At 35.3% G+C, this 26,237-nt stretch carries 23 protein-coding genes; 14 read left to right on the plus strand and 9 right to left on the minus strand.

From position 1 onward, the window contains the following. Positions 1-11 precede the first annotated feature (11 nt). The 10 genes from nagB to M4I44_RS12205 all read left to right on the plus strand — a co-directional run bounded on the left by nagB (position 12) and on the right by M4I44_RS12205 (position 13,486). Complete coding sequence (gene nagB, locus M4I44_RS12160) at positions 12-1,940, plus strand: glucosamine-6-phosphate deaminase (RefSeq protein WP_017497340.1); 1,929 nt, start codon at positions 12-14, stop codon at positions 1,938-1,940. A 339-nt stretch (positions 1,941-2,279) separates the two neighbouring features. After that, positions 2,280-2,513: a DUF3820 family protein gene (locus tag M4I44_RS12165; RefSeq protein ID WP_249964858.1), complete on the plus strand. Its 234-nt coding sequence runs from the start codon at positions 2,280-2,282 to the stop codon at positions 2,511-2,513. A 171-nt stretch (positions 2,514-2,684) separates the two neighbouring features. Further along, positions 2,685-4,298 carry a CTP synthase gene (locus M4I44_RS12170; RefSeq protein WP_017497342.1) on the plus strand — a complete coding sequence of 538 codons (1,614 nt, stop codon included), beginning with the start codon at positions 2,685-2,687 and terminating at the stop codon, positions 4,296-4,298. Between the two features lie 80 nt (positions 4,299-4,378). Then, positions 4,379-6,292 (plus strand): membrane protein insertase YidC, encoded by a 1,914-nt coding sequence (yidC, locus tag M4I44_RS12175; protein ID WP_089078141.1) that lies wholly within the window; start codon positions 4,379-4,381, stop codon positions 6,290-6,292. A 99-nt stretch (positions 6,293-6,391) separates the two neighbouring features. After that, positions 6,392-7,108, plus strand: a complete 717-nt coding sequence (locus M4I44_RS12180; RefSeq protein WP_249964859.1) for a toxin-antitoxin system YwqK family antitoxin — start codon at positions 6,392-6,394, stop codon at positions 7,106-7,108. A 309-nt stretch (positions 7,109-7,417) separates the two neighbouring features. Continuing rightward, a complete protein-coding gene (locus M4I44_RS12185; protein WP_249964860.1) occupies positions 7,418-9,160 on the plus strand; it encodes a zinc-dependent metalloprotease in 1,743 nt (580 codons plus the stop codon). A gap of 104 nt (positions 9,161-9,264) precedes the next feature. Beyond that, entirely contained in the window at positions 9,265-10,452 is a 1,188-nt protein-coding gene (mnmA, locus tag M4I44_RS12190; RefSeq protein WP_070906834.1) for a tRNA 2-thiouridine(34) synthase MnmA, read from the plus strand. A gap of 43 nt (positions 10,453-10,495) precedes the next feature. Then, positions 10,496-12,097 carry a S8 family serine peptidase gene (locus tag M4I44_RS12195; RefSeq protein ID WP_249964861.1) on the plus strand — a complete coding sequence of 534 codons (1,602 nt, stop codon included), beginning with the start codon at positions 10,496-10,498 and terminating at the stop codon, positions 12,095-12,097. 12 nt (positions 12,098-12,109) lie between these two features. Next, positions 12,110-13,054: a nitronate monooxygenase family protein gene (locus tag M4I44_RS12200; protein WP_089078136.1), complete on the plus strand. Its 945-nt coding sequence runs from the start codon at positions 12,110-12,112 to the stop codon at positions 13,052-13,054. A gap of 21 nt (positions 13,055-13,075) precedes the next feature. Then, positions 13,076-13,486, plus strand: a complete 411-nt coding sequence (locus M4I44_RS12205; RefSeq protein WP_017497349.1) for a hypothetical protein — start codon at positions 13,076-13,078, stop codon at positions 13,484-13,486. 178 nt (positions 13,487-13,664) lie between these two features. Here M4I44_RS12205 and M4I44_RS12210 read toward each other — a convergent pair whose 3' ends face one another. Then, entirely contained in the window at positions 13,665-14,102 is a 438-nt protein-coding gene (locus tag M4I44_RS12210; RefSeq protein WP_017497350.1) for a DUF4268 domain-containing protein, read from the minus strand. 90 nt (positions 14,103-14,192) lie between these two features. Here M4I44_RS12210 and M4I44_RS12215 point away from each other — a divergent pair, with 90 nt between their 5' ends. Beyond that, positions 14,193-14,843 (plus strand): CoA pyrophosphatase, encoded by a 651-nt coding sequence (locus M4I44_RS12215; RefSeq protein WP_070906825.1) that lies wholly within the window; start codon positions 14,193-14,195, stop codon positions 14,841-14,843. Between the two features lie 125 nt (positions 14,844-14,968). Then, positions 14,969-15,778, plus strand: coding sequence for a 1-acyl-sn-glycerol-3-phosphate acyltransferase (locus M4I44_RS12220; RefSeq protein ID WP_017497352.1), 810 nt, complete (start codon positions 14,969-14,971; stop codon positions 15,776-15,778). A gap of 124 nt (positions 15,779-15,902) precedes the next feature. Here M4I44_RS12220 and M4I44_RS12225 read toward each other — a convergent pair whose 3' ends face one another. The 3 genes from M4I44_RS12225 to M4I44_RS12235 form a co-directional block, all read right to left on the minus strand. Continuing rightward, a complete protein-coding gene (locus M4I44_RS12225) occupies positions 15,903-16,535 on the minus strand; it encodes a hypothetical protein (protein ID WP_017497353.1) in 633 nt (210 codons plus the stop codon). 8 nt (positions 16,536-16,543) lie between these two features. Further along, positions 16,544-17,038 carry an RNA polymerase sigma factor gene (locus M4I44_RS12230; protein ID WP_249964862.1) on the minus strand — a complete coding sequence of 165 codons (495 nt, stop codon included), beginning with the start codon at positions 17,036-17,038 and terminating at the stop codon, positions 16,544-16,546. A 214-nt stretch (positions 17,039-17,252) separates the two neighbouring features. Then, the gene (locus M4I44_RS12235) at positions 17,253-18,314 is read right to left on the minus strand and encodes a DUF3810 domain-containing protein (RefSeq protein ID WP_249964863.1); all 1,062 of its coding nucleotides are present in this window, start codon (positions 18,312-18,314) and stop codon (positions 17,253-17,255) included. A 178-nt stretch (positions 18,315-18,492) separates the two neighbouring features. Between M4I44_RS12235 and M4I44_RS12240 the strand changes: the two genes are divergently transcribed. Then, on the plus strand, positions 18,493-19,953 hold the full coding sequence (locus M4I44_RS12240; RefSeq protein ID WP_070906821.1) for an aminoacyl-histidine dipeptidase: 1,461 nt from the start codon (positions 18,493-18,495) through the stop codon (positions 19,951-19,953). A 79-nt stretch (positions 19,954-20,032) separates the two neighbouring features. On the opposite strand, the gene M4I44_RS12245 is transcribed toward M4I44_RS12240, so the two are convergent. From M4I44_RS12245 to M4I44_RS12265, 5 genes are all read right to left on the minus strand, one after another. Further along, complete coding sequence (locus M4I44_RS12245) at positions 20,033-21,340, minus strand: DUF389 domain-containing protein (RefSeq protein WP_249964864.1); 1,308 nt, start codon at positions 21,338-21,340, stop codon at positions 20,033-20,035. A gap of 200 nt (positions 21,341-21,540) precedes the next feature. Further along, positions 21,541-22,314, minus strand: a complete 774-nt coding sequence (locus tag M4I44_RS12250; RefSeq protein WP_249964865.1) for a carboxypeptidase-like regulatory domain-containing protein — start codon at positions 22,312-22,314, stop codon at positions 21,541-21,543. Positions 22,315-22,563: 249 nt separating this feature from the next. After that, entirely contained in the window at positions 22,564-24,471 is a 1,908-nt protein-coding gene (locus M4I44_RS12255; protein WP_017497360.1) for a DEAD/DEAH box helicase, read from the minus strand. A gap of 204 nt (positions 24,472-24,675) precedes the next feature. After that, positions 24,676-25,254 carry a non-canonical purine NTP diphosphatase gene (locus M4I44_RS12260; RefSeq protein ID WP_249964866.1) on the minus strand — a complete coding sequence of 193 codons (579 nt, stop codon included), beginning with the start codon at positions 25,252-25,254 and terminating at the stop codon, positions 24,676-24,678. Further along, on the minus strand, positions 25,220-25,633 hold the full coding sequence (locus M4I44_RS12265) for a DUF2809 domain-containing protein (RefSeq protein WP_249964867.1): 414 nt from the start codon (positions 25,631-25,633) through the stop codon (positions 25,220-25,222). Before M4I44_RS12265 ends, M4I44_RS12260 begins: the two co-directional genes overlap by 35 nt. 172 nt (positions 25,634-25,805) lie before the next feature. Between M4I44_RS12265 and M4I44_RS12270 the strand changes: the two genes are divergently transcribed. Beyond that, a complete protein-coding gene (locus M4I44_RS12270) occupies positions 25,806-26,210 on the plus strand; it encodes a hypothetical protein (RefSeq protein ID WP_249964868.1) in 405 nt (134 codons plus the stop codon). The last annotated feature ends 27 nt before the right edge of the window (positions 26,211-26,237 follow it).

Consider the following 26,237-nt stretch of genomic DNA (forward strand, 5'->3'; position numbering starts at 1 on the left):
AAAACTATATCATGTTAAAAAGTAAAATCGACAAAGCAACGGGGTTCGAAAAACGTTTCGAAAACATCAATACGGTCGTTTTTGAAAATTCCGGCGATGCATCAAAAGAAGTAGCTCAGGAAATTGCGGCTTTAATTCAATCCAAACAAAAAGAAAACAAACCTTGTATTTTAGGATTAGCAACAGGATCTTCTCCAAAAGGACTATATGCTGAATTGGTTCGTTTACACAAAGAAGAAGGCTTGAGCTTTAAAAATGTAATTAGTTTTAACCTGGATGAATATTATCCAATGGAGCCAAATTCGATCAACAGTTACGTTCGTTTTATGAAAGAATTGCTGTTTGATCATGTCGATATTTTACCTGAAAATTACCACGTTCCGGACGGACTTTTAACCAAAGAACAAATCGCAGATTATTGCCATGATTATGAGGCAAAGATTGAAGCTCTTGGCGGAATTGATTTGCAGATTCTTGGAATTGGAGGTAACGGACATATTGGTTTCAACGAATCAGGATCGTTACAAAACTCTAAAACACGTTTAGTGGCTTTAGATCATATTACCAGAGTTGCGGCAAGTAAAGATTTCTTCGGATTGAGTAATACGCCAAGAACAGCTATAACACTTGGGGTAAAAAAGATTATGGAAGCCAAGCAGGTAATTTTACTGGCTTGGGGAGAAGGAAAATCAAATATTGTAAAGAAATCGGTAGAAGATGAAGTAACCAATCGTGTACCGGCTTCCTTCTTACAGGAGCATAACAATGCGGTATTTGTTTTAGACAAAGAAGCTTCTTCAAAACTTACCAGAATCAACAAACCTTGGTTGGTAGAAAAAGTAATATGGACGGATAAACTGACTCGTAAAGCTGTTTTAGGATTAGCACTTCAGCTTAAAAAACCAATCTTAATGCTTACCGATGCTGATTATATCGAAAACGGAATGAGCGATTTATTAGCTGATTCAGGTCCTGCATACGATATTAACATTAAAATATTCAACAAACTTCAAAATACAATCACAGGATGGCCGGGTGGTAAGCCAAATGCGGAAGATACCAACCGTCCGGAAAGAGCAGAACCGGCTAAGAAGAGAGTATTGATTTTTAGCCCGCATCCCGATGACGATATCATCAGTATGGGGGGAACTTTTATGCGTTTGCAAGAGCAGGGACATGAAGTACACGTGGCGTATCAAACGTCTGGGAATATTGCCGTAGCCGATGATGAAGCTTTGCGTTTTGCAAGATTCGTAATTGATTACAATGAAAAATTCGGAATCAAGAGCGAAGAGGCAGATAATATTTACCAAAAAGCGGCGACTTTCTTAACCAATAAAAAGAACAGCGAAATTGATATTCCTGAAGTTCGTTACATCAAAGGATTAATCAGAAAAGGAGAGGCGAGAGCAACCAGTCATTTTGTAGGTTTATCCGATGATCAGATTCATTTTATGGAATTACCATTCTACGAAACCGGAACCATCGAGAAAAAACCAATCGGAAAAGAAGATATTCAATTGACGATGGATTTAATTGAAAAAATCAAACCGCATCAAATTTACGCAGCAGGTGATTTAGCGGATCCACACGGAACACATAAAGTATGTCTGGACGCTATTTTTGAAGCTGTAAAAGCGCTGAAACCAAAATCATTTATGGACGATTGCTGGTTGTGGTTGTACCGTGGAGCATGGCAGGAATGGGGAATTGACGAAGTGGAAATGGCGGTGCCAATGAGCCCCGATCAGGTTTTGGCAAAACGTCACGGAATCTTCAAGCACCAGTCTCAAAAAGACGGTGTTGTTTTCCAGGGAACCGATGCCAGAGAATTTTGGCAAAGAGCCGAAGACAGAAATGCGGAAACAGCTGCTTTGTATCAGCAGTTAGGTTTAGCCACCTATGCTGCGATGGAAGCTTTTGTGAGATGGCATTATTAAGGTTCAAAGGAGCAAAGGTTCTGAGGTGCTAAGGTTTTTTAGAGGCCCAAAGACTCAGAGATACTAAGTTTTATATTCGCCACGAATTCACGAATTATTCTAAGTATAATTCGTGAATTCGTGGCGAAATCATTTGCCCTAATAGTTGTTTTTTATTAATCGTTAGTTTGGCAGTGCGTTTTAAAAAGAGGTTAAGGTCTTGCGACTGAAAATTGCGACTGAAAACTATTTTTTAATCTCTGGCAAAAGAAAAAAAATAATAATAGCTTTGCGCAACAAGAAGCAAGAGAAGAGAATGAGTCTATATTCTTTCCTCTTGCTTCTTTTTTCTTAAAAAAAATGGAATCAGACAAAAAACTTCTCATCAAATTAGCTCATACCAAAATGCCTTTCGGAAAATACGAAGGTTATTTTTTAATTGATTTACCCGAATATTATGTCGTTTGGTATCAAAACAAAGGGTTTCCAAAAGGAGAATTGGGACAACAGTTGCAACTTGTATATGAATTAAAGTTGAATGGACTGGAAGAATTAATTCGGAATATCAAAAAACAATACCCGAAACCGATTTAGGAGTATTCATAAAAAAATACCCAATTAAAAGTTAAAAATACCGATTGCGAAATGATGTAATCGTTCTAATTAAAAATTTGCAAATTATCTCATTCTCTAATTGATAAATTATCTAATTAAATTTGTACTTTTGCCAAGTTTTTTACACAACTACATACAAACAACAACAGAATGAATCAAACAAAATATATTTTTGTTACAGGCGGTGTGACTTCTTCGTTAGGAAAAGGAATTATCGCGGCATCTTTAGCAAAATTGTTACAAGGAAGAGGATACCGTACAACTATTCAGAAATTTGATCCGTATATCAATGTGGATCCGGGTACGTTGAATCCATACGAGCACGGAGAATGTTATGTAACAGATGATGGTGCTGAAACAGATTTAGATTTAGGTCATTACGAACGTTTTTTGAACGTTCCTACCTCTCAGGCGAATAACGTTACAACCGGAAGAGTATATCTTTCTGTAATCGAAAAAGAAAGAAGAGGAGAGTTTTTAGGAAAAACAGTTCAGGTAGTTCCTCATATTACAAACGAAATCAAAGACAGAATGCAATTGTTGGGTAAATCCGGCGATTATGACATTGTCATTACTGAAATTGGTGGAACCGTTGGTGATATCGAATCATTACCTTATATAGAATCTGTTCGTCAGTTAGTTTGGGAATTGGGTGAAAATAACGGAATCGTTATTCATTTAACATTGGTTCCATATTTGGCTGCTGCGGGTGAGTTGAAAACAAAACCAACACAGCACTCTGTAAAAACGTTGATGGAAAGCGGAATCAAAGCAGATATTTTGGTTTGTAGAACCGAGCATGAATTGTCTCAGGAACTGCGTCAGAAACTGGCTTTATTCTGTAATGTTAAGAAAGAAGCCGTTATTCAGTCTATTGATGCTTCAACGATATACGAAGTTCCAAATTTAATGCTTGAAGAAGGATTAGATGTAGTGGCTTTGAAAAAATTAGATTTGCCTAAAAAAGCATTACCGGATCTTAAAAATTGGAATACGTTTTTGAAAAGACTGAAAAATCCAAAGCATACCGTAAATATTGGTTTGGTTGGGAAATATGTAGAAATGCAAGATTGTTACAAATCTATTTTAGAAGCATTTATACATGCTGGTGCAGCAAACGAAACGAAAGTAAATGTAATTTCGATACATTCAGAACATATTAATGCTGAAAATATTGTAGAAAAATTAGCAGGTTTGGATGGAGTTCTGGTTGCTCCTGGTTTTGGAGAAAGAGGTATTGAAGGAAAAATCGAAGCCGTTCGTTATGTACGTGAAAACAACATTCCGTTTTTCGGAATTTGTTTAGGAATGCAAATGTCTGTAATCGAATATTCAAGAAATATTCTAGGTTACAAAGAGGCGAATTCTACTGAGATGAACGACAAAACGCCTCATCCGGTTGTGAATTTGATGGAAGAGCAAAAAACAGTGACAGATAAAGGCGGAACTATGCGTTTAGGAGCGTGGAAATGTGATATTAAGCCTGATACTTTGGCGTATAAAATCTACGGACAGAAAACAATTTCAGAGCGTCACCGTCATCGTTATGAATACAATAACAAATATGCTGATGAACTGCAAAATGCCGGTTTAAAAGCTTCAGGGGTAAACCCGGATACAGGTTTGGTAGAAATTGTAGAACTTGAAAATCATCCGTTTTTCATTGGGGTACAATACCATCCTGAATACAAAAGTACAGTAGCAAATCCACATCCGATTTTTGTAAACTTTGTGGCTGCTGCAGTGAATGCGCATAAAAAATAATAATTAATATTCTGAAAAGTGTAACGTTTGAATCTAATTCAGCACTAATACCTTTTTAACGAATAACTTTTTAAACTGTAATGGAAGAAAAAAAATTTGATCTTAATTCAATCATTGGTTTTGTATTGATATTTGGAATTTTGATTTGGATTATGTACCAAAATCAGCCTTCTGATAAAGAGATTGCTGCTGAAAAAGCCAAAAAAGAACTAATTGCCAAGCAAGAAGCACAAGCGAAAGCGGATAAAACTAAAACAGCTGTTTTACCAGTTGCTGCAGCTGCAACTCCTGGTGATACAGTGCAGTTGGCACAATTACAAAAAACATTAGGTGGTTTTGCTTATTCAGCTACACTGCCTTCTGCTAAAGAAGGTTTTACAACTATTGAAAACGAAAAGATTAAACTTAAAATCGCTAACAAAGGGGGGTATATAGTAGAAGCTACGTTGAAAGAGTTCAAAAAGTTTGAAAAAAATTCAGGACAATTAGTTGAATTGATTAAAGATAATAATGCTAATTTAAACATTCAGTTACAAACTGCTGATAACAGAACTTTAAATTCTAAAGATTTGTTTTTTGAACCTACGCTAACTAAAAATGGCGCAGATCAAATTTTAACAATGCGTTTGAAAGCAGGTGCTAATGAATTCTTAGAATACAAATATGTTCTTAAACCAAATGATTATTTAGTTGGTTTTGATGTTCGTTCTCAGGGATTAAACAAAGTTTTAAATACTGGAAAGCCATTAGATTTACAGTGGGATTTAAAAACGTACAGAAACGAAAAGAGTATTTCGTATGAAAACCGTTATGCTGAAATTTACTATAATTATAAGGATGGTAAAGAAAGTTATGTAGGTCAGGGCGATCATAAAGAAGAAACACCTGAAAAGGTAGATTATATTGCATTTAAGCAACATTTCTTTGCTACAATTTTACAAACCAATACTTCTTTTGAAAAGTCACAGCTTGTTTCTCAAAACTTAGTAAAAGACGAAAAAATAGATACTGTTTATACAAAACAGTTTAGAGCGAATGTTCCTTTGGCTTTCTCTAATGGAGAAATAGATTATAAAATGAGCTGGTATTTTGGACCGGCAGATTATAAAATTTTAAAATCTTACGATAAGAATTTTGAAAAAATTATTCCATTAGGTTGGGGTATTTTTGGCTGGATTAACCGATTGATTTTTATTCCTTTGTTTGGATTTTTAAGCTCAACAATTGGATTATCATTAGGAATTGCGATTATTATCTTTACGATTATTATCAAATTGGCTATGTCGCCAATTACCTATAAGTCATTCCTGTCTCAGGCTAAAATGAAAGTTTTACGTCCGGAGATTACAGAATTGGGAGAAAAATTCAAAAAAGACCCAATGAAAAAACAACAGGAAACGATGAAACTGTACAACAAAGCAGGAGTAAACCCAATGGCAGGATGTATTCCGGCGTTGATTCAGCTTCCTTTTATGTATGCTTCATTCCAGTTCTTCCCTTCAGCTTTTGAGTTAAGACAAAAAGGTTTCCTTTGGGCAGATGATTTGTCTTCTTTTGACTCGGTGGTAAAATTGCCATTCCATATTCCGTTATATGGAGATCATATCAGTTTGTTCCCAATTTTGGCAGCAATTGCGATTTTCTTCTACATGAAAATGACATCCGGAGATCAGCAAATGGCAGCGCCTCAGCAAGAAGGTATGCCGGATATGGCAAAAATGATGAAAATCATGATTTATGTTTCGCCATTAATGATGTTAATTTTCTTCAATAGTTATGGTGCCGGATTGAGTTTGTATAACTTTATTTCGAACTTAATTACAATCGGAATCATGTATGTAATTAAAAATTACATTGTTGATAGTGATAAAATTCACGCTCAGATTCAGGAAAACAAATTAAAAGAGCCTAAAAAGCAAAGTAAGTTTCAACAACGTCTTCAGGAAGTAATGGAACAGCAAGAAGCTGCGAAAGCTCAGAATAAAAAGAAATAATACCAATAAAAAAATCTCGATTCTTCGGGATTTTTTTATATCTGAAATATACTTAATCAAAGTCAGAATCGTTAAAGTTTAAAATAGAATATAAAAGATATGATTTCTAAAAAAATAATAGCCGGATTACTTTTATTAAATACCTTTTTTGCAGTAGCGCAAGAGGTCAATAAATTGGATTCTAACGGAAAAAAAGAGGGAGTTTGGAAAGGAATTTATGAAGTTTCTAAACGTCCTCGTTATGAAGGAACTTTTAGTCACGGAAAAGAAACCGGAGTGTTTAAATTTTTTGATGATACTAAAAAAGGAGATGTTGTAGCAACTCGTGATTTTACAGCAAACGATGGAAGTTCTTATACTATTTTTTACGATCAGAATAAAAATAAAGTAAGCGAAGGTAAGGAAATCGGAAAATCACGTGAAGGTGAGTGGAAATACTATCATAAGGCTTCGAAAGCAATTATGACGCTTGAAAAATACAAAGCCGGAAAATTAGAGGGAGCGAGAATCGTGTATTATCCGGATTCTAAAATTGCTGAGGAAATGACTTATAAAGAAGGTTTGAAAGAGGGTATTTATAAGAAGTACGGGCAAAACGGAATTCTATTGGAACAAAGTACTTTTAAAAATAACGAATACAATGGTGATGCTGTTTTTTATGACTCTGATGGAGTAGTAGCTTCTAAAGGAAAATTTACCAGAGGGAAGAAATCCGGGATGTGGCAGTTTTACTTTAAAGGAAAATTAACAAAGGAAGTTAATATGAGTGATCCTAAAAGTAGTTATCAGGCCGATTCAAAACCTAAAACGGAGTAATAATTTGTAATTAGAATGCCTCGGTATTTATTTTTTCGGATTAATTTGAATTTTAACACTATAGAAGAATGAGAAGAACAAATTCTAAGGAGTGGTTTTTTACTTATTGTGTTTATATTGAGTGAATTGGAAATATATCGTTCGAATCTGATGATTTTTTTGTTCTTGTTTAAAAAAAACAATACCTATTGCTGTTTTTTTAGTTAGTAAACATTTATATTCGATGCTGAATCTTGATTTCGCTAATTCACCTTTTAATTATAGAAGTATCTGGTAAAGCTTCTTCTTCACACAAAAAAGAAAAAATATATGAAAAAAAACTACATTTTTTTATTACTCTTAGTGTTGACTGTTTTTTTTAGTAATGTGGCCGTCTCTCAGACTTCCTTAGGCTCATGCAGCAGTTTTATTAGCAACTTGAAGAAGGAGCTTACGGTCTCTGCCGGAAGAAAGGAAAGCAATAATGTTTTGCTTCAGATTGCGGATTCAAAAAGTTTTAGCGGAAAAATAAACTACAAAGAGTCAAGCATTTCGAGTGAATATTTAATCGGAGAGATTAAAAATGTTTCCGGATCTTCTTTTTACCTTAAGGTAATGGAAAAATCACTTGAAGGACATATTATTCTTAAGAAAACAAATGAAGCATACAAATACTCATCAGATGCTCATGGAAATGCTTATGTATCAAAAGTAGATATTAATTCCTTGATTTGTGTAGATTATGCTACTCTGTCACAAAAGGAAGCAAAAACTGCAAAAAATAGTTCCGCTACAATTAATGCAGATCTGTTAAAGTTAGAAAGTTTTCCTGGTGGGATAGGATGTATATTATTGGATTTTGATGGACATACGATGCCTGCGGGAAGCCTTTGGAATAATGGAGGAGCAATTTATGCTCTCCCTTCAGGAATGACTGATGCTTTTATACTTCAGGCTTTTGAGGTTGTTGCAGAAGATTTCAGGCCTTTTAATTTAAATATTACAACAAATGAGGCTGTTTTTAATACCTATCCAAAAACAAAAAGAAAACGTGTTGTAATCACTCCCACAGATACTGCAAGTCCTGGAGAAGGAGGTGTAGCTTTTATAGGATCTTTTACATGGGATAATGATGTTCCGGCCTGGTGTTTTAATGTCAATACCGGTAAAGCAGCAGGAGAAACAGCTTCTCATGAGATTGGGCATCTCTTTTCATTAAAACATGATGGACGTACTTCTCCTAGCGAAGGGTATTTTTCAGGGTTAAACGGAACTTCCTGGGGGCCGATCATGGGAACGTCTTTTGTCAGACCCGTTTCGCATTGGAGTAAAGGTGAATATAATAATGCTAATAATACCGAAGATGATGTTGCAATTATTTCTGATAAAAGCTGGGGAATAGGTTACAGAACTGATGATTATGGAAATAATACAGCTTCAGCATTTAATCTGACGCTAAGCAGTAAAGGAGAAATTATTAAAAGAGATGGTGTAATAGAAAAAGAAAGCGATAAAGATTTCTTTAGTTTTACTACTAGCGGAGGAGATGTGAGTATCGAAGCAAATACAGTAAGCAGATGGGGAACTGGTAATCTTCATATTTTGATTCAGTTGTACAATTCGGCAGGTGTCGAAATCGGGCAGTATTGGGACTCCGATCCGTACAATCTAGATGGGTTTATGTTTGCAAATCTTTTGGCGGGTAAGTATTTTATCAGCATTAGTGGGGTTGGGGCAGGAGATAAAACTAATGGCGGGTATTCGGCGTATGGTTCTATCGGAAGTTATTCTATTTCCGGAACTATTCCAAATACTAACCTGAACACCTTATCGTTTGATAAAAACTTAAACTTTGTGATATACCCTAATCCAAGTAATAAGATTATAACAATTAAATCAGATCACGATGCGACTTTAAGCCTCATTACGATATTAGGGAAAACTATAACAACATTTAAAGTAAAGGCTAATGTAGAGGATATCCTAAATGTTGAAAATTTATCCAGTGGTATTTATTTTCTTAGCGAAATGAATGAAGGCAAATTAATCACGCATAAATTTATTAGAAAGTAATAAGTTTTATTTACAACGGCATTGTATAAACTAATCAAAAACTACTGCAATTTTCAAAAATAGGGCTTATCTTTGCAGCCTTGTAAAAACATAAACAATTTAGAATGAAACGTGTAGTTGTTGGACTTTCCGGAGGAGTAGATTCAAGTGTTGCTGCTTATTTATTGCAACAACAGGGATATGAAGTTATTGGCCTTTTTATGAAGAACTGGCACGATGATTCGGTTACGATTTCTAATGAATGTCCGTGGTTAGAAGATAGCAATGATGCTTTATTGGTAGCTGAAAAACTCGGTATACCGTTTCAAACGGTTGATTTAAGCGAAGAATACAAAGAAAAAATCGTTGATTATATGTTCAACGAATACGAAAAAGGACGAACTCCAAATCCTGACGTGCTTTGTAACCGCGAAATCAAGTTTGATGTTTTTATGAAAATCGCTCTAAGTCTTGGAGCCGATTATGTTGCGACCGGGCATTACTGCCAAAAAAGCGAAATTGAAGTGGACGGAAAAACGGTTTATCAATTGGTTGCCGGAAATGATGTTAACAAAGATCAGTCGTATTTCTTATGTCAGTTGTCTCAGGAACAATTGTCAAAAGCTTTATTCCCAATCGGAGCATTGACCAAACCTGAAGTTCGTGAAATCGCTGCTGAAATGGAATTGGTTACAGCCGAAAAGAAAGATTCGCAAGGACTTTGTTTTATCGGAAAAGTGCGTTTACCCGAGTTTTTACAGCAAAAACTACAGCCAAAAGAAGGTCTTATTGTTCAAATTGACAAAAACGATCCAATCTATACAATTGAAAAACCGACAGGAATTTCTCTGGAAGACGAATTGAAAATAGAGTCTCAAAAACTGGATTATCTTCCAACAATGGGTAAAGTGATGGGAAAACATCAGGGAGCACATTATTTTACAAACGGACAAAGAAAAGGCTTAAATGTTGGAGGTACTACAGATCCGTTATTTGTAATTGCTACCGATGTTGATACGAATACTATTTACACTGGTTTAACAAGCAATCATCCGGGCTTATTCAAAAAAGCATTGTTTGTAGGTAATTCTGAAGTACACTGGGTTCGCGAAGATTTGAAATTGAAGGAAGGACAACAAATGGAAGTGATGGCAAGAATTCGTTACCGTCAGCCATTACAGAAAGCAACCTTGTATCAGTTTGAAAACGGAATGTATGTTCGTTTTGAGGAAGCTCAGTCCGCCATTACCGAAGGTCAGTTTGTGGCTTGGTATTTAGAGAATGAATTAGTTGGTTCGGGAGTAATTTCTTAGCTTTATACTTTTTTACGGAGGTTTCACCTTTAAAAAAGTAATCATGAAGCACTATTTTGTCTTTTTGTTGTTGATTTTTTCTTCCGCGGTGTTTTCGCAGGAAGACGCGTGGGTATACTTTAAAAACAAACCCAACGCACAGGCATCTCTTAATGCTCCGCTTACAATTTTGACACAGCGCGCCTTAGATCGAAGAGCCAATCAAAATATTGCGTTAGATCTTACCGATGCACCTGTAGAGGACTCTTATATCAATCAGGTTAGATCGAGTTCGGGAATAACTATTATGGCAAAATCCAAATGGTTAAATGCACTTCATATTAGAGGAACTCAAACCGATATTACTGCACTTACGGCACTGTCATTTGTCGATAAAGTGTTTTTCGCCAATAAAAATCTGAATGTAACTTCTAAAAAAGTAGCCGAGAATAAGATAAGTAAGGTAAAAGACAAACTGAAATCAAAAGCGGATTATGCCTACGGAACTTCAGGAGGACAGATAGAAATGCTGAATGGAAAAGTGCTGCACCAACAGAATAAAACCGGCTCGGGAAAAGTAATTGCTGTTTTAGACGCAGGTTTTCCGGGAGTCAATACCGCTTTACCATTTAAGAAATTAATCGATAATAATCAGATTTTAGGAGGGTACGATTATGTGAATAGAAATGCCAATTTTTATTCAGGAGACAGCCACGGAACAATGGTACTTTCAACAATGGGCGGTTATAAAGAAAATGCTTTGGTAGGTACTGCTCCTGATGCTTCGTATTATTTATACATCACCGAATATGACCCTACCGAGAATCCGGTAGAAGAATCGTATTGGGTAGAGGCAGCAGAAGAAGCAGACCGTGTAGGAGCTGATATTATTACAACTTCTTTGGGGTATTTTGAATTTGATAATCCAAACTACACACATACGTATAGCGATATGAACGGGACGACTAATTTTATCTCCCGTGGTGCCGAAATGGCTTTTAATAAAGGAATAATCGTGGTTGCTTCGGCTGGAAATGAAGGAGCTACAACTGAACCTCATATTGGAGGACCTGCAGATGCTGTTTCGGTAATTACAGTAGGTGCTGTAACTTCTTCGAAAGTTAGATCAGGTTTTAGCTCGATAGGACCAAGTTCTGACGGAAGAATTAAACCGGATGTTATGGCACAAGGTACGGCAGCTGTTGTATCTGATACCGGGGGGAATATTACAACCATAAACGGAACTTCGTTTTCTTGTCCAATTATGGCGGGAATGATTGCTTGTTTGTGGCAGGCTTTTCCATCCAAAACAAATAAAGAAATTAGGCAGATGATTCTGCAGTCTTCAGATCGATATACGACACCCAATAATAATTATGGTTACGGAATTCCTAATTTTGGAGCTGCTTTAGGAGTGGAAGACTTCAAGTCTTTAGGAGAAGTTTTTTCTGTTTTTCCAAATCCAACTAAAACAGCGATTTCCTTTTTGTTTGAGAACAGTACCGCTTCTGTTTCTGTGTACTCTGTTCTGGGGCAAAAACTAATCGAAAAACAAATTACAAATCAAAACCCTATTCTTTCTGTTGAAGGACTAAAAAGCGGATTATATTTTTATACTTTTGATGCAGATGGTCTTCACAAAACGGGAAAGATAATTAAACAATAACTACATTTTTGAATGAACAGAATTACACAACTTTTTAAGATCAAATATCCAATTATTCAGGGAGGAATGATCTGGAACAGCGGTTATAAATTAGCAGCAGCAGTAAGTAATGCAGGAGGTTTAGGTTTAATTGGAGCAGGTTCTATGTATCCCGAAGTTTTACGGGAACATATTCAGAAATGCCAAAAAGCGACCAGTAAGCCATTTGGAGTTAACATTCCGATGCTGTATCCAAATATCGAAGAAATTATAAATATTGTGGTAGAAGAAGGAGTGAAAATTGTTTTTACTTCTGCCGGAAATCCAAAAACGTGGACTTCGTTTTTAAAAGAAAAAGGAATTACAGTTGTACATGTAGTGAGCAGCAGTGTTTTTGCTTTGAAGGCGCAGGAGGCAGGTGTTGATGCTATCGTGGCCGAAGGATTTGAAGCAGGGGGACACAATGGACGCGACGAAACGACAACCTTAACTTTAATCCCGATGGTGAAAGAGAAAGTTCAGATACCACTTATTGCTGCCGGGGGAATTGCAACAGGCAGAGGAATGCTTGCTGCAATGGTTTTAGGAGCCGATGGAGTTCAGGTGGGAAGTCGTTTTGCTGCTTCGATCGAATCTTCGGCACATGATAATTTTAAAGAAACAATTGTTAAGGTTAGAGAAGGAGATACACAACTGACTTTAAAAGAACTGGCACCTGTTCGATTGGTTAAGAATAAATTCTATCAGGACGTTCAGGAATTGTATGAAAAATGTCCTTCGAAAGAGGATTTGGTGCAGCTTTTAGGAAGAGCCAGAGCTAAAAAAGGAATGTTTGAAGGAGATCTTGAAGAGGGAGAACTTGAAATAGGCCAAATTGCAGGATTAATTCATGAAATTTTGCCAGTAGAGCAAATTGTTCAACAAATGATGTCCGATTTTGAAGCTGCCTGCCAGGAAAAGGCTAAATTTGAGTTCTAAATTACCCCCAAGAAATACAATATGAATCCTACACGCACTTTTATACTTTTACTTTTTTTCGGACTTGGTTTACAGCAAACTTTTAGTCAGTCTTACCAGTTTAAAACATCTGGTTTTAGTGTTTTGGAAAAAAATGAAAAAGGGAAATGGGGTGAATGGTCCAATCTTGATTTGGTTAACCTTTCGGTAATTCTGGATACCAATAAACACAGAATTGTGGTTTACTCGCAGGAAATACAGCTTTTTAGTATTTTGGATTACATTGAGCGGGAAGAAAACGATACCGATATTGTCTATTCTTTTATGTGTAAAGACAATGACGGCAAAGCCTGTAAGTTATCTATCATCACGCGAAAAAAACAAGATTTCCGCAAACAGCTTTATATCAACTACGACGATCATATTATTGTGTATAATATGGTTAGTGTGTAGTTTGAGGTTCTGAGTTGCTAAGGTTCTAAGTTACTAAGTTAGTATCTTTCTTAGAGTCTTAGCAGCTCAGAATCTTAATGTTTTTTATTAAGAATCTATATCCTTTATAAATTCATCATGCTCGAGATAAAATATCTCAAGAGTTAATAGGTTTTCTCAGAACCTTAGTTCCTCTTTTCTAAGAATCAATATCCTTAATAAACTCATCATATTCCAGATAAAACATTTCCAGAGCATGCATTTTTTCGTTAAAGAAATCGAAGATAGCATCCCAGTTATTGCGGTTACTAAAACCAACACCTAGTTTCTCAACCCAAATACGACTAATCGTTTTGCCGCTTTCAAGAGTATAGTTTTTTTCGAAAACCAAATCTTTAATGAATTCTTCCTCCAGAATATTTTTTAATGCTTCAATTTTTTCAAAATAGGCATTTCGTTTTTCATCACTTCTTTGTTCGATATCAATTAGAACCTGTGCTTTTTTATTATCGACATAAAATTTAAAAGAGAAATCTTTAATTTTGGTATCATAAAGTACCCATTTGCGAGGGTATTTTTCGGCGAATGCCACCCAGAATTCTCTTTTTATCTTTTGTGATTCTTCTTTGCTGTACATTTTTAAGACTTGATTTTAGAAAACTTGTAGAACCGCGTTTTCTGGACTATATTTATATTTTATTTAAAAGTACAAAAATAAACTTTGCTTATGGATTTTCAAGACTTTTTGCAATATGTTCCTAATTTAATTCCGGCAGTATTACCGGCGGAGTTGGCTCATATTAAAATGGCACCAAAAGAACGCCTCGAAGCCTTGAAGAATCTTGATTTGAAAGATAAAAATCCGCGTATCGCAGCGGTCATGATGTTGTTTTATCCAAAAAACAATAAAACACATCTCGTATTGATTGTCCGGAATGCGTATAATGGAGTTCATTCGTCTCAAATTGCATTTCCCGGAGGAAAATACGAAACGACTGATGCAAATTATGAAGAGACTGCTTTGCGTGAAACACAGGAAGAAATAGGCGTTGCACCTGAAAAAATAGAGCTAATCAAACATTTTACGCCTATGTATATTCCGCCAAGCAACTTCTTAGTGCATCCTTTTTTAGGCATTTCCAAAGAAGAGCTTTTATTTTATCCGGATATCAGAGAAGTAGCGAGTATTATAGAATTACCCCTCTCCGTTTTTTTGAATGACGAAATTGTTATTGAAGTCACATTATCAACTTCTTATGCAAATAATGCTTTAGTTCCCGCATTTAACATACAAAATCATATTGTTTGGGGAGCAACTGCCATGATATTGAGTGAACTGAGAGATGTTTTAAAAACGACTTTTGGCGAAAAAGTATAAAGTATAAAAATTAACAATTTGATATTCATAGTACTACCGGTTTGTTTTAGAAATTGTTTTAAAGGATCGGTAAAAGAATAATTTTTGTAAGTTTGCGTCCTAATAAAATAATACAATTGACAGCTATGGGATTGTTTAAACGAAATCCTTTCGGACATATATTATTCATCAAGAAATGGTTGATCCGTATTTTGGGAGCCATGACTCACCGAAGATATAGAGGTTTTAACGAATTGCAGATCGAAGGATCGGAAATTATTAAAACGCTGCCGGATACAAATGTTTTGTTTATATCGAATCACCAAACCTATTTTGCTGATGTTGTGGCGATGTTTCATGTGTTTAACGCAAGTTTAAGCGGACGTCAGGATACTATTAAGAATATCGGATATTTGTGGCAGCCCAAAATGAATATTTATTATGTTGCTGCCAAAGAAACCATGCAGGCCGGATTATTGCCAAGAATTTTGGCTTACGTTGGAGCCATTACAGTAGAAAGAACCTGGCGTGCAAAAGGTGTTGATGTTACCGAAAAGCGTGATGTTAACCCAAACGATACCGAAAATATCAGAATTGCACTCGAAGATGGCTGGGTAATTACATTTCCGCAAGGTACAACCAAGTCATTTAAACCTGTTCGTAAAGGAACGGCACATATCATCAAACAGCACAAACCTGTAGTAATTCCAATTGTTATTGACGGTTTCCGTCGTTCTTTTGATAAAAAAGGACTACGAATGAAAAAGAAAGGAATTTTACAGTCTTTCATTATCAAAGAACCTCTTGAAATTGATTATGAAAACGATACCATCGAAGAAATTGTTGAAAAAGTAGAATATGCAATCGAACAGCATCCTTCATTTTTAAAAGTTATTCCGGCAGAAGAAATCAAAGTACAGGAAGAGCTTAATAAAATGAGAAGATGGGATTACTAGTTATTTTAGATTTCTGATTTTAGATTGCTTTTTTTGTTTCAGGGTTCAAAGTTTCAAGTTTCAAAATAAACTTAGTAACTTGGTTTCTTAGGGCCTTAGTGCCTTAGTTTCTTAGCACCTCTTATCAGAAATCAATTTTCTTAAGCTCCTTATAATTTGCATATAACCTGCGTAACAGCGTTCCGTAAAGTAATCTGTAAATACCCCAAAAGATTCCGAAAAGAACCAGCACAAGCAATACCAATGCGCCGATTGAGAACAGCATTGCTTTTCCATTTAAGGCTAATTTTTCTCTAATAATTGCCATATCCGGATTGTAAACATATCCGATGAAAAAGCTGAGTATAGACGAAACCACAAGCATACCTAAATTGTACCAAACATAATACTGAACCGTTTTTCGGGTTTTTAGAATACTGCTCATCAATAGTTTGGTAGAAACAGTGGTCGTGATCGTTTTATAGTTTTTATAGAAAAAGTAGATAAAAACAAAAATTACGATATAATTAAAATACAATAAAATATCCATTACCAGAATGATCTCAGGATGATTCATTTTCTTTAGATCAGCATCTACATTTGAAAAGTAGTTCGAGATGGTCCAAAACAGTACTTCCAAAATGCTGATAATTAAAATCCACTTCACGATGGAAGATGATTTTTTGTGAATCATTTTGTAGATTTCTTTTTCCGATATTTGTTCAAAAGAATCCGAGTTCTTTTTCCAGTCTTTTTTTAATAAATCCAGTTCTTTCATAATAATTTTTAAGGATTTAGTATTTTTTTAAGTTTCCCTTTAATTCTGTTCATTTTCACACGAGCATTCACTTCGCTGATTCCTAAGGTTTCTGCTATTTCTTGATAATCTTTGTCTTCTAAATACATAAAAACTAATGCTTTTTCGATGTCATTAAGCTGATAAACCGCTTTGTACATCAATTTAATCTGTTCTTCTTCTTCATAATTGTAATCAACATCTTTTATAAAATGCTGATGACTTTCATATTCTACGGTTGATACGGTTCGTTTAGTTTTTCGGTATAAGGTAATAGCGGTGTTTAAGGCAACTCGATACGTCCAGGTCGAAAATTTGCTGTCGCCTCTAAATTTTGGATACGCTTTCCAGAGCTGTATGGTGATTTCCTGAAACAAATCTTTGTGAGCATCTTCGCCGGCAGTATATAATCTACATATTTTGTGGATTATATTCTGATTTTCCTGCAATTGCGTAACAAATGACTGTTCTAGATTTTCGCTCATAAATTTATTAGTAGTGTTGAAATCTATTTTGTTACAAGGTACTGTTTATTTTTTTTTGCTTGCCACAGATTATAAAGATTTAAATCGATTTTTGTCTTAAATCTGAGGTCAGGGTTGTTTACTAATTATTTATTTCAACTAAAAGCATCTGAAAAAAATCTTTTTAATCCGTGCAATCTATGGCTAAAACTTCGGTATGATTCGAAGAGAGCTTTTATAACGCTCTGGTTTTATAATAATTCACCATTAAATCTACAAATTTACTGTAACTCTCCAAGCCTTCTTTCTGATGATTTATTTTTAAAAAATTATCATAGAAAACATGAAAGCCTTTATCAATAAAAGTATCATATTGTTTCCAGAAATCCTGGCTTTCCTGATAGTTTTTTAGAATTCCCGGATGGATTTGTTTTTTTAATTGTTTAAAAATAGTTTCATTTTTAACCTGCCAGATTCCTAAACAATAGCGTAGGGCAAAGCTGTAACCGGAATATTTATAATACAAATTATCATTTTTAACCGAAGCCAGAACCCCAATAAAATTGCACTCACTTTCGCTGGCAAACCCCATTTGATGTGCCATTTCATGACAGGTCGTTACGGGAAAATTATACATAGGTAATAAATCATTGACCTGTGCTTCATTAGTGAACGGATTAAGATAACCTCCAAAGCCCATATAAGTTAATGGCAGACTAAAGAGCGATTTTTTAACGCTCGGAATCTCGTAGCTGAAATAATGGTATTCTTTTGCCAGATTTTCATATCCGTTTAAGTTCATTCTAAAAGCTTCATTTTGAGTGTATGGAAAGACAATTTTAGCGCTGTCGTTTTTAGTTATAAGAAGTTGAATCTCGTTCGTTTTTAAGATTAATTTCTTTGTAAAAACTAATAAGTCGGCATCACTATATTCCTTTGTGATTTGCATTTTTTCAAATAGAGGTTCGCGATAATAATTGAAGGCCCAAAGGAGATGGAAGAAAAAGTAAAAAATGGAAATTTTACCCAGCATCGTTAAAACATGATCTTTCCAATTTGTTTTCCATGTTTTTCTAATCTTCCAAAACCAGCTTATCGCTGATAAAATTAAAATAGCATAAATGCAATCGCCTACAGAGAATGAAACTTTACCTAAAAGTGTTCTGGAAAAATGTGAAATTCTAATGTATAAGTTGTTGCTGTAGAGTCCTTCTACAAAATCAGGAAAGAAGGGGAGGATTTTTAAGAGGATAATCTGAACAACAAGAAATAGGGGTAAGATGTATTTCGATTTCACAATTTTAGTTTTGAATTACGTAAATATAAATACAATATTAGAACTAAAAAAGAGGCGTTTTGCGGAATTTGTTTTTTAGCCATCAGATTAATGCTAATTCGTGAAATTTGTGACGAAAATAGCATTTAAACTTTGTAACTTTGGGGCACTTAATTGTTAAACTACAAACAAAAATATAATGAGTCAGGAAATTAGAAATCTGGAACCAAAGGCACTATGGAATAAGTTTGCCGATTTAAATGCCGTTCCACGTCCGTCAAAAAAAGAAGAGCGTGTAATTGAATTTATGAAAGACTTTGGAAACAGCTTAGGTTTAGAAACTTTTGAAGACGAAATCCGAAATGTAATCATCAGAAAACCGGCAACTCCGGGAATGGAAAATCGCAAAGCAATTGTAATGCAGGGACATTTGGATATGGTGCACCAAAAAAATGCAGATACTGTTTTTGATTTTGATACTCAAGGAATCGATATGTATGTTGATGGTGACTGGGTTCGTGCGCGTGGTACAACACTTGGTGCGGATAATGGATTGGGAGTAGCGACAATTATGGCAATTTTGGAAAGCAAAGATATTCCGCATCCGGCTATAGAAGCTTTGTTTACAATTGATGAGGAAACCGGAATGACCGGAGCCCTGAATCTTAAAGGAGGTATTTTGCAAGGACAGATTCTTTTGAATTTAGATACGGAAGAAGATGATGAGATTGATATTGGTTGTGCCGGAGGAATTGATGTAACCGCTACAAGAACTTATAATGAAGAAGAAGTTCCGGAAGGATCAGTTGGACATATTATTACCGTAAAAGGGCTTAATGGAGGTCACTCAGGTATGGATATTAATAAAGGATTAGGGAACGCAAATAAGATCATGAACCGTTTGCTGTTTGATGCTTTTGAAAATTTCGGATTACAGGTAGCGGAGATTAATGGAGGAAGTTTAAGAAATGCAATTCCGAGAGAAAGTGTCGCCAAAGTAATTATTTCTGAAATGTTTGATGAGGCGTATATTTTTGATATGCAGGAAATCATCAATGACATTAAGGCGGAGTACAAAACGACCGAACCTAACTTATCTATTGAAATCGTAAAATGCGACTTACCGGAAAAAGTAATGGATTTAGGTGTTCAGGAAGGTATTATTCGTTCTATTTATGCAGCTCATAACGGAGTATACAGAATGAGTGCTGATATGGAAGATTTAGTAGAAACATCAAACAATATTGCGAGAGTAATTGTAAAAGATGGCGAAATAACCATTGGATGTTTAACACGTTCTTCTGTTGAGACTTCGAAATTTGACTTGGCTAATGCTTTGCGTTCTGCTTTTGAATTAGTAGGTTGTGAAGTGGAGCTTTCGGGTTCTTACCCAGGTTGGACACCAAACGTAAATTCTGAAATCTTAGATACTTTGGTTGGAATTTATGAGAAACAAAATAACGAGAAACCAAAAGTAGTAGCTTGTCATGCAGGTCTGGAGTGTGGGATTTTAGGAACAAACTATCCGGATATGGACATGATTTCTTTCGGTCCGACTATTCACGGGGCGCATTCTCCTGATGAGAGAGCGAGTATTTCATCAGCTCAGAAATACTGGAAATTTGTATTGGAAATCCTTTCGAACATTCCTGTTAAATAATAATATTCAGTCTCAGTTTGCAGTCGCAGTCGCAGTATTCAGTTTTAAAAAACTGCAAACTGCGACTGTAAACTGAAAACTAATTTTGCTGATATACTTCAACGGAATCTTTGGCAAGTCTTTCTTTTAGCCATAGTTTCATTTTTTGTTTGGTATCTGAATCAATTTTTTTCTTGCTTTGAAAAAGAACTACAGGGATTATTTTTGATTTATTGGGCTCTTCTTCAATATTGTAATTACCAATTTTTAAAGACGTAACAGCAGGAAAAAGTATTTTTGCTTCGTTATTAATCTGAGCAGTATTGAATTGATATTGTTCTAATTGATTTCGAAGACTATTGATCAGGATGTCTTTTTGATCGACTACAGTTTGATTGTTGTTGATCTGATTCATAATATCCTTTCTTAAATTAACGGTATCTTGTCTGATAATCAATTTAGTATTGGGAAGATCGTAATTGCTTAGTTTTTTGTTTAAATCTATAATTTCGTCATCGTTGAATTTTTTGGCTAAAAAAGCCAACTCAATTCTTCTGGGGGTAGTATTGTATTTGATTTTTTTATAGATAATAGGATAGTCTTTATCGAGGAATTCCTTTTGTATAAAAATTTCGGTTCTGGAAGTGTAGCTTTTTTGAATATACAATTGATAGGCAAAATAGATACTAGGTACAATTAATAGTGAAATGAGCAGTGTAATTCCATACTTCACTCTCTTTTGCTGTTGTAGATCCAGTTGTTTTGTAACGGGGTAATTTAAGAATTTTACGATCACAAAAGTGGCAATGCAAATGAATACGCAGTTGATGGTGTAGAGGTAAAGGGCACCAAAAAAGTACGCATAATTTCCAAGTGCCAGTCCGTAGCCTGCAGTACAAAGTGGCGGCATAAGAGCAGTTGCAATCGCTACACCCGGAATTGGATTTCCTTTTTCTACTCTGGTCACAGCAATTACGCCTACTAAACCGCCAAAAAAGGCAATAAGAATGTCATAGATATTTGGAGAGGTTCTAGCGAGTAATTCGGATTGCGCTTCTTTAAACGGACTAATATAGAAATAAATAGCCGAAGTGCTTAAACTTACAACTGTTGCGATCAGCAGGTTTTTCATGGACTTTTTCAGAAGTTCAAAATCGTACATTCCTAAACCAAAACCGGCACCAACAATAGGCCCCATTAAAGGCGAAATTAGCATGGCGCCAATGATAACCGCTGTAGAGTTAACATTTAGTCCTACAGAGGCAATAATAATGGCACAGGCAAGAATCCAGATGTTTGATCCTCTAAAAGAAACCGCACCGGTTATGTTTTCTATTACCGATTTTTTATTTTCTTCTCCTTTCTGAAGATCGATAAAATTTAAGATTTTCTGGGTAATATCTGTCATGGTATTCACGGTATTATTTTATGTAAACTGGATTCCTAATAGTAGTAGAATGTCTAATTTACTCAAAAAAACAATGAAAACCTTTAATTATTTGAAGAAACTACGGTTGGTAAAGTTATTTGACTCGATTACAGAACAAAAAAAAAATCCTCAATTTTTAAAATTGGGGATTTGGTATATTTTAAGCTAAGAGTAATTTTCTAATTCCTTTTCAATACTTTATATTGTTCATAACATCCGCTAATGGCATCCATAATCTGCAAATCATTTGCTGTTTGTATAAAGGAATCTGAATAGTTACAACGTTGCAGTATATCAGGGATTTCGTCTTTGCTGATCCCTAAAAGTACGGAGACCGTTTCGCGATCAAATTTTGATTCCAACAGATTGCGAACTGTATCGTCCTTTCGCATTTCCTTCAGCTTCTTGAGTTCTTTTGCATTTTTACCAAAGAAATTGTAGAGCATATCGGCGGGGTTGAAAATAGAACCTAATACTTTACCGAAGGCATTTGGTGAATATTCACCAGCTTCATATCCTTGTGTAAGACCGGAAATACTATAACGGTAATTTTCTTTGGTTGGAATTAATTTTGAATCGACTTCAAGGTAACCGGTTAAATTAAAAGGAGCAATAATTACTTCTTCCAGTGCAATTGCTTTTTCGGTAAGCTGAATTCGGGTTACTTTATTTTTAATCCAGTCATTAGTTACTCTGACCCTTAAAGATTGAAAACCTAAAATTGAGAAGTGAATAGTATCGTTAAGCTGAACATCAATTTCAAAATATCCTTTAGCATCAGATTTTGCACCACGTACTTTGTTTGTGTTGATGATATTTACATTAGAAAGAGGTTGTTTGCTATTGTCGTTGATAATGTAGCCTGAAACTCTTTGCGGAACGGAAGACTCAGTGTCTTGCGCGAAACCGACGGCTGATAATAGTGTAAAAAAGAAAACTGCGAAATATTTCATATCCTGATTTAAAGTTCTAAAAGTAGTAAATCACGATTAAATATTTTGCAGTCTTCGAATATAATTATAAGAAAATTAACAAAGGCAACAGTGTAGCTTTTAGTATTTAAATAAAAAGTGAGAAGGAAGTTTAAATTACATTGTTAAGGATGACAAAACTCATTTGTAGAGGGGGAGATTTTAATAAAAAAATCCCAAATTCCAATTATGTTCGGAATATGGGATTTTGTATTTTAAGATATTAAAGTATTAATCTCTTCTTGGTCTTCTTGGTCTTGAAGAATCACCAAAGCTTTCAGAACGTCTTGGAGCTCTGTCTGAACTTCCTTCGCTTCTTGGAGCTGAGCTTCTGAAACCACCTTCTCTTCTTGGTGAAGAACCTCTTTCACTTCTGAAACCACCTTCTCTTGGAGCAGAGTTTCTGTCGCTTCTGAATCCGCCTCCTGAACCTTCACGTCTTGGAGCAAAGTTTCCTTCTCTTCTTGATCCGCCAGAACTACGTCCACCACCACTGCGTCCGTTATGGTCACGTCTTCCGCCACCGTCATTTTTAGAAATTTCAACATTAATACGACGGCCTTCTAATTGTACGTTGTTTAATACTTCCATTACTTTTTCAGTATGCTCAGGATCTGTGTTGAAGAAAGAGAAGCCTTCTTTTACATCTACCTTGAATACGTCATCACGACCTAAGTCTAATGTTTCTTTCAGGTAATCTTTAAGTGACATCCAGTCGAAGTTGTCTCTTGAGCCGATGTTTACAAAATAACGGACTGCCCCGTTGTTGTTGAATTCTCTTGGTTCAGAATCGTTTCTTTCGCGTCTTTCACCTGATTGAGTTGAAATATCTCTGTTCTTTTTGTAATAAGCGATGAAACGGTTAAATTCTACCGATACCATTTTCTTAATCAATTCTTCTTTAGATAAACCTTCAAGAACATTGTTGATTGCTGGTAAGTAGTTGTCAATTTCGTGATCAACTTCAGTATCTTTAATTTTGTTTGCTAAGTGCAACAATTGAATTTCGCAGATTTCGATTCCGGATGGAATTGATTTTTCTTCGAATTTTTGTTTGATGATTCTTTCGATAGAAGAAATTTTACGCAACTCACTTTTTGTAACAATTACAATAGAAGTTCCTAATTTCCCTGCTCTACCGGTACGACCTGAACGGTGGTTGTACGTTTCGATTTCATCAGGTAATTGGTAGTTTACTACGTGTGTTACGTTATCAACATCAATTCCACGTGCAGCAACGTCAGTAGCAACAAGCATCTGAATTTGTCTTCCACGGAATGATTTCATTACACCGTCACGTTGAGCCTGAGATAAATCTCCGTGCAACGCAGCAGCGCTATATCCATCTTCAATTAATTTTTCGGCTACAGCCTGAGTATCTCTTTTAGTACGACAGAAAACCACAGAGAAAATGTCCGGGTTAGCATCGGCTAAACGTTTTAAGGCTTCGTAACGGTCACGTGCATTTACTAAGTAAAATTCGTGAGAAACCGTTGCAGAACCTGAATTTTTAGTTCCAACTGTGATTTCTAATGGTTCGCTCATGAATTGTTTTGCAATTCTGGCAACCTCTTGTGGCATTGTTGCAGAGAACAACCATGTACTTTTTTCGTCTGGAGTATCTGATAAAATAGAGCAGATATCGTCATAAAATCCCATGTTTAACATTTCGTCAGCCTCATCAAGCACACAGTAATCTATGTTTTTAATGTTAACCAATCCTCTGTTAATCATGTCTTGCATTCTTCCCGGAGTAGCCACAATAATTTGTGCTCCTCTTTTTATTTCTCTTGCTTGCTCTGTAATACTAGCCCCGCCGTAAACTGCTACAACATTAATACCTTTCTCGTATTTTGCGTAGTTTTTAAGTTCGTTGGTAATCTGTAAACAAAGTTCTCGTGTTGGCGATAAAACTAATGCCTGTGTATTTCTGTTGTCAGCATCAATTTTTTGAATTAGCGGAAAACCGAAAGCTGCCGTTTTCCCTGTCCCTGTCTGAGCCAACGCAACCATATCTGTGTCTTTTTCCAATAATAGGGGAATCGCCTTTTCCTGTACCTCTGACGGATTTTCAAATCCTAGATCTAAAATCGCCTTCAGTAACGATTCATTCAATCCTAATTGTTCAAATTTATTCATATGTGTATTTAAAATAGGGTGCAAAATTACTGTTAATTATTCAGATAAACTAATGCTCTTTTAAGAATTATGCATTTGTTATGATTTGATTATCAAAAAGTTATGTTTAGTGTGAAATCATTTTTATCGAAAAATGAAGAATTCTCTAAAAAAAAACGTCACGAAATATCAATTTTGTACTCTAAAATGTTGTATTTTAAACAATTATTTGGTTGAATTCAGAAAATCAATTAGTTGCTGAGTTGCTTTTCCGCGATGGCCTATGGTATTTTTTACTTCTCGGGGTAATTCAGCAAATGTTTTAGTATAGTTTTCAGGCTGAAAAATCGGATCGTACCCAAAACCCTGATCTCCTGTTTTTTTCAAAGCGATACTTCCTTTTACAATTCCGGTAAATAAATGCTGTTCACCTTTTAAGTTTAAAGTAATAACGGTCTTGAACTGGGCGCTGCGGTCTGGTTGGTCTTTTAAGGCTTCTAACAGTTTATTCATGTTGTCATCGTCATTGCGTTGCTTGCCTGCATATCGGGCTGAATATACCCCTGGTTCACCATTTAAAGCAGTCACTTCTAAGCCTGAATCGTCGGCAAAACAATCGTATCCGTATTTTTCCGTTACATAATTGGCTTTCAAAATGGCATTTCCTTCAATGGTGTCTGCTGTTTCTTCTATATCTTCAAAACAGCCAATTTCTTCAAGACTTACTATTTTTATGCTTTCAGGAAGAATACTTTGAATCTCCTGGATTTTATTTTTGTTGTTTGATGCGAATACGATTTTCATAGGTAGTATAATTTAGTATGATTTTTTCGATGATAAAAGCCGTTACAATTCCCAATGTATAGGCAAGAAGGTCGCTCCATAAAAAGCCTTGTCCCAGAACATATCTGCCAAAAAGAGTTTTCCTAAGCGTAATCATCGAATCTGCCTGATAAAGCTGAAGAAATTCTATTCCGTAGCAAATGGTCAATGAAATTATCGCAGTAATGGAGGTTTTTTGGTTAAAAAATAAAATTCTGACTAATAAATAGATCATGACGGCATACAGCGCATCTCCAAAATAGAGCGGAATGATTGCAATTTTTCTGGAGAGAATTCCACAGCAAATCACACAAAGAAATGCAAATAGGTAGTAGATTCTTGGCTTTTTCAATTTTAACATGGCATTTTAAGTGAAACAAAGATAGGAATAAGGTGGTAAAATAGTAAGCGTTTGATACAATCGAAAAGTTTAAAGAGGGCTGTTTTTTTTCAGTTTTAGAAATTAGAGAGATTATTAGTATCTTGAGATGCTTTTAGAGCTTAATGAATTGTAAAAAAATAAAAAAAATAGGATGAAGAAAATAATACCAGCCTTATTCGCCGCGGCCTTAGTAATGTCTTTGGTGAGTTGTAAAAATACAAAGCAAAAACTCCAGGAATATGTAGTTACCTATAATAAGAGTACAGCCAAGAGTTTTCATGAAGAAAACATAACGCTTACTACAGCAAGAGGTTATCTTGAAGATGATAAAATTGAATTGAGGTTTGAAACCAATTTAAAAGAAAATGAATCGAATAAATCGGCAGCTGTTTCGTCATTTCCAATTTTGTTGAGAAAGATGATAAAAGAGAACAAAATTCCTCAGGAATTGATCGAAGAAGGAGTGAGGTTCGATACTTACTTTTTGGCTGATGACAATACGGTTTTGGCAAAAGAGGTTATAAATAAAGAAGCCCTTCCGAATTTGTTAAAATAAGAACAATAGTGGATAGGGCTTTTATTT

The organism is Flavobacterium sp. B183 (genome assembly GCF_023539155.1).
GTDB lineage: Bacteria > Bacteroidota > Bacteroidia > Flavobacteriales > Flavobacteriaceae > Flavobacterium > Flavobacterium tructae.

Excerpts from the sequence above, each read along its gene's own strand:
- M4I44_RS12165 (WP_249964858.1), top strand. The coding sequence starts at position 2,280 with ATGGAATCAGACAAAAAACTTCTCATCAAATTAGCTCATACCAAAATG.
- M4I44_RS12260 (WP_249964866.1), bottom strand. The coding sequence starts at position 25,254 with ATGAAAATCGTATTCGCATCAAACAACAAAAATAAAATCCAGGAGATT.
- yidC (WP_089078141.1), top strand. The coding sequence starts at position 4,379 with ATGGAAGAAAAAAAATTTGATCTTAATTCAATCATTGGTTTTGTATTG.
- M4I44_RS12230 (WP_249964862.1), bottom strand. The coding sequence starts at position 17,038 with ATGAGCGAAAATCTAGAACAGTCATTTGTTACGCAATTGCAGGAAAAT.
- M4I44_RS12180 (WP_249964859.1), top strand. The coding sequence starts at position 6,392 with ATGATTTCTAAAAAAATAATAGCCGGATTACTTTTATTAAATACCTTT.
- M4I44_RS12210 (WP_017497350.1), bottom strand. The coding sequence starts at position 14,102 with ATGTACAGCAAAGAAGAATCACAAAAGATAAAAAGAGAATTCTGGGTG.
- M4I44_RS12185 (WP_249964860.1), top strand. The coding sequence starts at position 7,418 with ATGAAAAAAAACTACATTTTTTTATTACTCTTAGTGTTGACTGTTTTT.
- M4I44_RS12195 (WP_249964861.1), top strand. The coding sequence starts at position 10,496 with ATGAAGCACTATTTTGTCTTTTTGTTGTTGATTTTTTCTTCCGCGGTG.
- M4I44_RS12265 (WP_249964867.1), bottom strand. The coding sequence starts at position 25,633 with ATGTTAAAATTGAAAAAGCCAAGAATCTACTACCTATTTGCATTTCTT.
- M4I44_RS12205 (WP_017497349.1), top strand. The coding sequence starts at position 13,076 with ATGAATCCTACACGCACTTTTATACTTTTACTTTTTTTCGGACTTGGT.
- M4I44_RS12245 (WP_249964864.1), bottom strand. The coding sequence starts at position 21,340 with ATGACAGATATTACCCAGAAAATCTTAAATTTTATCGATCTTCAGAAA.
- M4I44_RS12200 (WP_089078136.1), top strand. The coding sequence starts at position 12,110 with ATGAACAGAATTACACAACTTTTTAAGATCAAATATCCAATTATTCAG.
- M4I44_RS12225 (WP_017497353.1), bottom strand. The coding sequence starts at position 16,535 with ATGAAAGAACTGGATTTATTAAAAAAAGACTGGAAAAAGAACTCGGAT.
- nagB (WP_017497340.1), top strand. The coding sequence starts at position 12 with ATGTTAAAAAGTAAAATCGACAAAGCAACGGGGTTCGAAAAACGTTTC.
- M4I44_RS12250 (WP_249964865.1), bottom strand. The coding sequence starts at position 22,314 with ATGAAATATTTCGCAGTTTTCTTTTTTACACTATTATCAGCCGTCGGT.
- M4I44_RS12240 (WP_070906821.1), top strand. The coding sequence starts at position 18,493 with ATGAGTCAGGAAATTAGAAATCTGGAACCAAAGGCACTATGGAATAAG.
- M4I44_RS12170 (WP_017497342.1), top strand. The coding sequence starts at position 2,685 with ATGAATCAAACAAAATATATTTTTGTTACAGGCGGTGTGACTTCTTCG.
- M4I44_RS12220 (WP_017497352.1), top strand. The coding sequence starts at position 14,969 with ATGGGATTGTTTAAACGAAATCCTTTCGGACATATATTATTCATCAAG.
- M4I44_RS12215 (WP_070906825.1), top strand. The coding sequence starts at position 14,193 with ATGGATTTTCAAGACTTTTTGCAATATGTTCCTAATTTAATTCCGGCA.
- M4I44_RS12270 (WP_249964868.1), top strand. The coding sequence starts at position 25,806 with ATGAAGAAAATAATACCAGCCTTATTCGCCGCGGCCTTAGTAATGTCT.
- mnmA (WP_070906834.1), top strand. The coding sequence starts at position 9,265 with ATGAAACGTGTAGTTGTTGGACTTTCCGGAGGAGTAGATTCAAGTGTT.
- M4I44_RS12255 (WP_017497360.1), bottom strand. The coding sequence starts at position 24,471 with ATGAATAAATTTGAACAATTAGGATTGAATGAATCGTTACTGAAGGCG.